This is a genomic window from Propionivibrio sp., from assembly GCF_016790145.1.
Lineage (GTDB): Bacteria > Pseudomonadota > Gammaproteobacteria > Burkholderiales > Rhodocyclaceae > Propionivibrio.
In genome coordinates this window covers 1-7,108 of the sequence record NZ_JAEUOI010000114.1, presented here as the reverse complement: position 1 = coordinate 7,108, position 7,108 = coordinate 1, and the positions used below count along the sequence as shown (strand labels likewise).

The 7,108-nt window shown below is 59.8% G+C and carries 6 protein-coding genes; 2 read left to right on the top strand and 4 right to left on the bottom strand.

The features are described 5' to 3' along the window. The 3 genes from JNM42_RS10325 to JNM42_RS10315 form a co-directional block, all read right to left on the bottom strand. A partial coding sequence (locus JNM42_RS10325; RefSeq protein WP_294269086.1) for a hypothetical protein occupies positions 1-248 on the bottom strand: 248 nt, incomplete at its 3' end. A gap of 59 nt (positions 249-307) precedes the next feature. Then, positions 308-460 (bottom strand): hypothetical protein, encoded by a 153-nt coding sequence (locus JNM42_RS10320; RefSeq protein ID WP_294269083.1) that lies wholly within the window; start codon positions 458-460, stop codon positions 308-310. A 180-nt stretch (positions 461-640) separates the two neighbouring features. Further along, positions 641-1,738 (bottom strand): AraC family transcriptional regulator, encoded by a 1,098-nt coding sequence (locus JNM42_RS10315; RefSeq protein ID WP_294269080.1) that lies wholly within the window; start codon positions 1,736-1,738, stop codon positions 641-643. Positions 1,739-1,877: 139 nt separating this feature from the next. Here JNM42_RS10315 and icmF point away from each other — a divergent pair, with 139 nt between their 5' ends. Then, positions 1,878-5,144, top strand: coding sequence for a fused isobutyryl-CoA mutase/GTPase IcmF (gene icmF, locus JNM42_RS10310; RefSeq protein WP_294269078.1), 3,267 nt, complete (start codon positions 1,878-1,880; stop codon positions 5,142-5,144). Between the two features lie 247 nt (positions 5,145-5,391). After that, on the top strand, positions 5,392-6,180 hold the full coding sequence (locus tag JNM42_RS10305; protein ID WP_294269075.1) for an enoyl-CoA hydratase: 789 nt from the start codon (positions 5,392-5,394) through the stop codon (positions 6,178-6,180). A 180-nt stretch (positions 6,181-6,360) separates the two neighbouring features. Here the strand turns inward: JNM42_RS10305 and JNM42_RS10300 are convergent. After that, positions 6,361-7,108, bottom strand: a 748-nt coding sequence (locus tag JNM42_RS10300) for a PEP-CTERM sorting domain-containing protein (RefSeq protein WP_294269070.1), incomplete at its 5' end; no start/stop codon positions are given.

Genomic DNA, 7,108 nt, shown 5'->3' with positions numbered 1-7,108 from the left:
AGATACCAATTTTTTCTCCCTGTTAACGCACGTTTAGACTCAATCAGTTGTTCGATTTGATCTTGATCAGAGCGGTTGCTAATTGTCATTTTTACTGCATTCCTGAACGACCGCTTTTCGGGACGGGCTACTTCCGCTTTGGGTCGGTAGTGTGAGTTCACCCGATCGGCAAGCTGCCCTTCAACGTAATTTTCGGCTGAATGGCAGGTAACCGGCACATTGCCGCCCGAGTCTGGAGAGATACCCAAGGTCGGCTTTGGCCGAACTGCTGTCGGATGGCTGGTTCAGGAGAGCGGCAGGTTTAGGATCAGTAACCTGCCGTAGCCCATGAAAATAACTTCAGGCCGTTGAGGATCGAAACCTGCCGGTAGGCTTGATCAAAACGGACGTTGGTGCCGACTTCCTTTGTCCGTCCACCTTGTATCCGAAATTTGGGATTGTTGGTAACGATTTCGCTCACTCGCGCCCTCCGGTTAATTCGCATAACCGATTATTCTCACCGACATCAATGCGTGGCCAATCAACTGTTGCATGGAGAAAATTTTTAACTCCGTATTTCATCGCGCAATTTGCGTGATTGCGCCCTATCGGCAAGGTTTTTTTAATCGATGGATCAGCCGGGGAAAACCGTGTGCAAAGCTCAGCCCGGTTCGCCATCGGCAATCCTCAACCGGCGTCGATAGTGTGCCGGGGCCATGCCGGTCCATTTGACAAAGGCGCGATAGAAGGCCGATGCGTCGGCAAAGCCGAGGTCGGCTGCAATGCCTTCCAGTGGCTGCGCTGTCTTGGCCAGTCGGCTGATCGCCAGATCGTGACGTAGCGCATCCTTGATCGCCTGGAAGCTGGAGCCTTCGTCTTGCAGCCGGCGATGCAGGGTGCGTGGTGAGACATGCAATGCGCGCGCGACTTCGGCGAGCGGCATGGCCGCAGGCAGGGCGTCGCGCAGGCAATTGCGAACGCGCAGCACCATCTCGCGGTCGCGGCGGTAAAGCAGGGTCAGCTTGCCCGGCGAGCCGGCGAGAAATGTCTGCAAGGCCGCTTCGTCGCGGCGGATGGGTAGGTCGAGGAGGTCGTTGGCGAAGCTCGCGACCAGACTGCCGCCGTTGGCATCTCGGGCGAAAGTTGAGCGGGCGGTAAAAATCAGCGCGTAGTCGTCTGCGTGCAGCGGCCGGGGATAGGGAAAGGCCACCGCTTCGAGCACGATGTTGCGCCCGACCAGCCAGGAGCTCAGCCCGTGCAGCAGACGCAACAACCATTCGAAAGCGAAAACACGACCGATGCCCAGCGGACGTGTCTCGACGATGCGCAGCCGTGCGGCACCCTGGTCGCGCTCAAGCGCCAAGGAAAAATCCGGCAGTACCAGGCGCAGAAAGCGCACGCTGCGTTCGACGGCTTCGGCCAGTGTTGGCGCGGTGATGACGCTGCGACAGAGAAATTCGAAACTGCCGCAGCGCATGGGTACCGAGAAAAGGCCGAAGCCTTCGTCGTCGAGTTCATGAGTGAGCAGGTTGTAGAGCACGGCGTAGCGCTCGACCGGCACGCGTGCCGCCGGGTCCTCAAGCACCGATGCAGCGATTCCGGCCGCTTCAAGCAGGGGCGTAGCGGCATGCTGGCCACGCGCCAGCCCGGCAAGCATGCCCTGCACGAAGCCGATGGCCACCGTAGCGCGCGTGCGGGAGGCGGTAAGTGGGCTGGCAAGGCGAGCGACAGCTTTGGCAGAATTATCAGGATGGGGCATACATATCTCGTAGAGCTGTGTATTTACAGCATAATCCACTTTGGCAATATTTACATTGTTGGCGGCATAAGGAGCAATGGCTTTATTGGCGCTGGCTTCCTAGAATGAACGTATTCCAACTGCGCGGAGCCTGATCGCCATGACTGACCTTTCCCTTGCCAAAAAACTCATGCCCTACAAGCCCAGGCACAAGGTGCGTTTTGTCACCGCCGCAGCGCTCTTCGACGGGCATGATGCGTCAATCAACATCATGCGCCGCATCCTGCAGGCGACCGGCGCCGAGGTCATCCACCTGGGACATAACCGCTCGGTGCAGGAGATCGTCAATGCCGCGCTGCAGGAAGATGTGCAGGGCATCGCCATCACCTCCTATCAGGGTGGCCACGTCGAATTCTTCAAATACATGCTCGATCTGCTAAGAGCAGGCGGCGGCGAGAAGATCAAGGTGTTCGGCGGCGGCGGCGGTGTCATCGTGCCGTCCGAAATCGAGGAATTGCACGCGTACGGTGTAACGCGCATCTATTCGCCCGATGACGGCGCGACACTGGGCCTGCAGGGAATGATCAACGAGCTCGTTGCGCAGAGCGACATCGATCTCGACAGCGCCGCGCCGCAGGGTGCAGACGCCGTGCTGAAGGCGCTAGCCGCAGGCGATCGGCGGCAGTTGGCGCGCATTATTACCGGCCTCGAAAACGGGGCGTACAGCGCCGAGATCAAGCAGGCCATCCTTGACGCGGCCAGGCCGCTGAAGACACCCGCGCTGGGCATTACCGGAACCGGCGGCGCCGGCAAATCGTCGCTGACCGACGAACTGGTACGCCGCTTCCGTCTCGATCAGGGCGACCAGCTCAAGCTGGCCATCGTTTCCATCGACCCGTCGCGCAAGCGCACCGGCGGCGCCCTGCTCGGCGACCGCATTCGCATGAACGCCATCGATCATCCGAACATCTACATGCGCTCGCTGGCCACGCGCGCTACCGGCTCGGAGATATCCGCGGCCCTGCCCGAAGTCATTGCCGCCTGCAAGCTGTCCGGCTTCGACCTGGTGATCGTCGAGACCTCGGGCATTGGCCAGGGCAACGCGGCGATTGTTCCCTTCGTCGATGTTTCGCTCTATGTAATGACACCTGAATTTGGCGCGGCCAGCCAGCTTGAAAAAATCGACATGCTGGATTTCGCCGACTTCGTCGCGATCAACAAGTTTGACCGCAAGGGCGCCGACGACGCCTTGCGTGACGTACGCAAGCAATACCAGCGCAACCGCGAGCTATTCACCACCGCGAGCGATGAAATGCCCGTCTTCGGCACCATGGCGGCGCGTTTCAACGACGATGGCGTCACCGCGCTGTATCAGGCGCTGGCTCCGGCGCTGCAAAGCAAGGGCTTGAAACTCGCTGCCGCCAGGTTGCCGAAAGTCACGGTCAAAGCCTCTTCACACGGCCGGGCGATTGTTCCTGCCGAGCGCAGCCGCTACCTGGCCGAAATCGCCGAAAGCGTTCGCGGCTACCACAAGCACACCGCCGCTCAGTCGCGCATCGCGCGCGAGCGGCAGGCGCTGCGCATCGCCAAGAAGATATTTGAAGAGTGCAAGAAAGACGCCGGCAGTTTTGACGAACTGATAGTCGCCAAGGACGGCGAACTGACCCCCTCTGCGCGCAAGCTGCTCGACATGTGGCCGAAGACCGTCGAGCTTTACCGCGCCGACGAATACGTGGTCAAGATTCGCGACAAGGAAATCCGCACCGCGCTGACCTCCGAATCCTTGTCGGGCACCAAGATCCGCAAGGTCGCCCTGCCCCGCTTCGACGACGAGGGCGAAACGCTGAAGTTCCTGATGAAGGAAAACGTTCCCGGCTCCTTCCCCTTCACCGCCGGCGTTTTTGCCTTCAAGCGCGAAGGCGAGGACCCGACACGGATGTTCGCCGGCGAAGGCGACGCGTTTCGTACCAACCGCCGCTTCAAGCGGGTTTCCGAAGGCATGCCGGCGCATCGCCTGTCGACGGCCTTCGACTCGGTCACGCTCTACGGCTGCGACCCCGATTCGCGCCCGGATATTTACGGCAAGGTCGGCAACGCTGGCGTCTCGATTGCCACGCTCGACGACATGAAGGTGCTCTTTGACGGCTTCGAGCTGTGCGCGCCGAATACCTCGGTGTCGCTGACGATCAACGGCCCGGCGCCGGTCATCCTGGCCTTCTACTTCAATGCCGCGTTCGATCAGCAGATGGCGCGATTCAATGCCGACAATGGTCGCGAGCCGACCGAAGACGAAATCGAGAAAATCCGCGCCTGGACGCTGGCAACGATACGCGGCACCGTGCAGGCCGACATCCTCAAGGAAGACCAGGGCCAGAACACCTGCATTTTCTCGACCGAATTCGCGCTCAAGATGATGGGCGACATCCAGGAATTCTTTGTTCACCACAAGGTGCAGAATTTCTACTCGGTGTCGATTTCCGGCTATCACATTGCCGAAGCCGGCGCCAACCCGATAAGCCAGCTCGCCTTTACGCTGTCCAACGGCTTTACCTACGTTGAAAGCTATCTGGCGCGCGGCATGCAGATCGACGATTTCTCGCCGAATCTTTCGTTCTTCTTCAGCAACGGCATGGACCCGGAATACTCGGTGATCGGCCGCGTCGCCCGGCGCATCTGGGCGGTGGCGATGAAGAACAAGTACGGCGCCAACGAGCGCAGCCAGAAACTCAAGTACCACATCCAGACCTCCGGCCGCTCGCTGCACGCGCAGGAAATGGATTTCAACGATATCCGCACCACCCTGCAGGCGCTGATCGCCATCTACGACAACTGTAACAGCCTGCACACCAACGCTTACGACGAAGCGATCACGACGCCGACCGAAGAATCGGTGCGGCGCGCCATGGCCATCCAGCTCATCATCAACCGCGAGTGGGGTCTGGCCAAAAACGAAAACCCGAATCAGGGCGCCTTCATCATCGACGAACTGACCGATCTCGTCGAAGAAGCGGTGCTCAAGCAGTTCGAAGCCATCAGCTCGCGCGGCGGCGTGCTCGGCGCCATGGAAACCGGTTTCCAGCGCAGCAAGATCCAGGAAGAGTCGCTCTATTACGAGCATAAAAAGCACGACGGCTCGTACCCGATCATCGGCGTCAATACCTTCCTCAACCCGAAGGGCAACGCCCAGGTCGACATTGAAATGGCCCGTTCGACCGAGGAGGAAAAGCAGAGCCAGCTTGCCCGCCTGCGTGATTTTCAGCAGCGCAACGCCGATCAGGCGCCGCTCTGGCTGGCCAGACTCCAGCAAACGGTGATCGACAACGGCAACGTCTTCGCCGTGCTGATCGACGCCGTCCGTTATTGCTCGCTCGGACAGATTACCAGTGCGCTCTACGCCGTCGGCGGGCAATACCGGCGCAGCATGTAATCTTGACAAACCCGGCTACCAGAAGCCAATCAACACACGCCGTCATTCCGGCGCACCCCAAGAGTATTTGAGCCCTAGGCCCTGTCACCTTCGGGGCAAACGCCGGAATCCAGGAAGAAAGGCGCTCCAAGCCATGTAACAACTCATCCCGATCTACTGTCGAACAGCGCAATCACTGAATTCCGGCTATCGCCGGAATAACCGGACAGTAGCGCATCCAGGTTAACCTTCAGAGGAGAACGACACCATGACCGAGACCCGCAATTACCAGTTCATCATCGCCGAAACCCGCGGCCGGGTGGGCCTGATCACCTTCAACCGGCCGCAGCAGCTCAATGCGCTGTGCGACGCGCTGGTCGAGGAATTACGCCAGGCGCTGGATGACTTCGAGGCCTCGGATGCGATCGGCGCCATTGTCATTACCGGCTCGGAGAAGGCTTTTGCCGCCGGTGCCGACATCACGGCGATCAAGGATTTCTCGTACATGGACGCCTACCGCAGAGACTACATCACGCGCAACTGGGAGCGCATCACCCGCTGCCGCAAACCGGTGATCGCAGCCGTCGCCGGCTACGCCCTCGGTGGCGGCTGCGAACTGGCGATGATGTGCGATTTCATCCTGGCCGCCGACACCGCCCAGTTCGGGCAGCCCGAAATAAAAATCGGTACACTGCCCGGGGCCGGCGGAACTCAGCGGCTGCCACGCGCCGTAGGCAAGGCCAAGGCCATGGAAATGTGCCTGACGGCACGCATGATGGGCGCCGAAGAAGCCGAACGCGCCGGTCTCGTCGCGCGCATCGTGCCGGCCGACAAACTGCTTGAAGATGCGCTGGCCACCGCCGACACGATCGCCTCGTTCTCGCTGCCGGTGGTGATGATGATCAAGGAGTCGGTCAATCGCGCCGCCGAGAGCGGCCTTGGCGAAGGCCTGCTCTTCGAACGCCGCGTTTTCCACGCCAGCTTTTCGCTTGAAGATCAGAAGGAAGGCATGGTCGCTTTTGTCGAAAAACGCAAGCCGGTTTTTCAGCATCGGTAAGCGAAGAAAGACGGGGACGGACAGTCAAATAGCGGGTCGGGTTAGCTCACAGGCTTAACCCGACATCCTGCTCCGCTATCGCTACAGGCGCCGTGGTTTCAAGGGTTTATCAGCAGAGGCTGGTAGCGGGCCAACGCGGTATAAAAATGCCGCCCCCTGCACCCCTACAAGGGCCGAAGATCACGAAGCAGCGAAGGACCGACGCCGCCGTTTCGCTACCACGCCCAGCAGCCCCAATCCCACCAGCAGCAGTCCATACGTCTCAGGCTCCGGTACTGCGGCGACATCACCGGGGTGAACCGCCCAGGCATAGAGCTCGTTGTAGTGGTAGGTGGCGCTTTGGTAACCGGTGAGGTCACCATAGCCGGTAAAGAAGTCCCACGCGATGTCGGCCGGCTCAGGCACATAGGCCGTACCAGACCAGTAAAAGTAGGATTGCAAGTTTTTTACCGGACCGACATCCGCCTGACCACCATTATTACCATTGCCGAAAACGCCAAAATTCGGTTGATAAATGCCTGCGGGGGAGTAATAGCCCTTCAGCCCCAGATTGACGTAGTACATGTAACTCAGTTCGCTGTGAGGGCTGGTGATGTTAAAAGCAACGTCAGTGCTGCCGTCATACGAAAAGATTTCGTTCCAATCTGCACCCACCGGTGTGTTGGCAGCGAGTCGCCAACCGGTTAGATCGACGTTGCGCACGCTATCGTGAAAGCTCAGGTTGGCGGCCCAGGTGTTGGCCGCGCTCCAGTTCATCGCGCCGTCGCTATCGTAGCCGCTGGTTTTGGCATAATTGGCATCCTGCAGCCAGGTGACGTTCAACACGTCGTCGTACAGGAGACCTCCACCCCGGTCATGTAGTGCCGCCTGCGCCACGCCACTGCTTAGCACGCCCACCGTCACCAGTGCCAGAACTGTCTTGTTCAGT

Coding starts and splice junctions, on each gene's coding strand:
- JNM42_RS10315 (WP_294269080.1), bottom strand. CDS start 1,738: ATGCCCCATCCTGATAATTCTGCCAAAGCTGTCGCTCGCCTTGCCAGC.
- icmF (WP_294269078.1), top strand. CDS start 1,878: ATGACTGACCTTTCCCTTGCCAAAAAACTCATGCCCTACAAGCCCAGG.
- JNM42_RS10305 (WP_294269075.1), top strand. CDS start 5,392: ATGACCGAGACCCGCAATTACCAGTTCATCATCGCCGAAACCCGCGGC.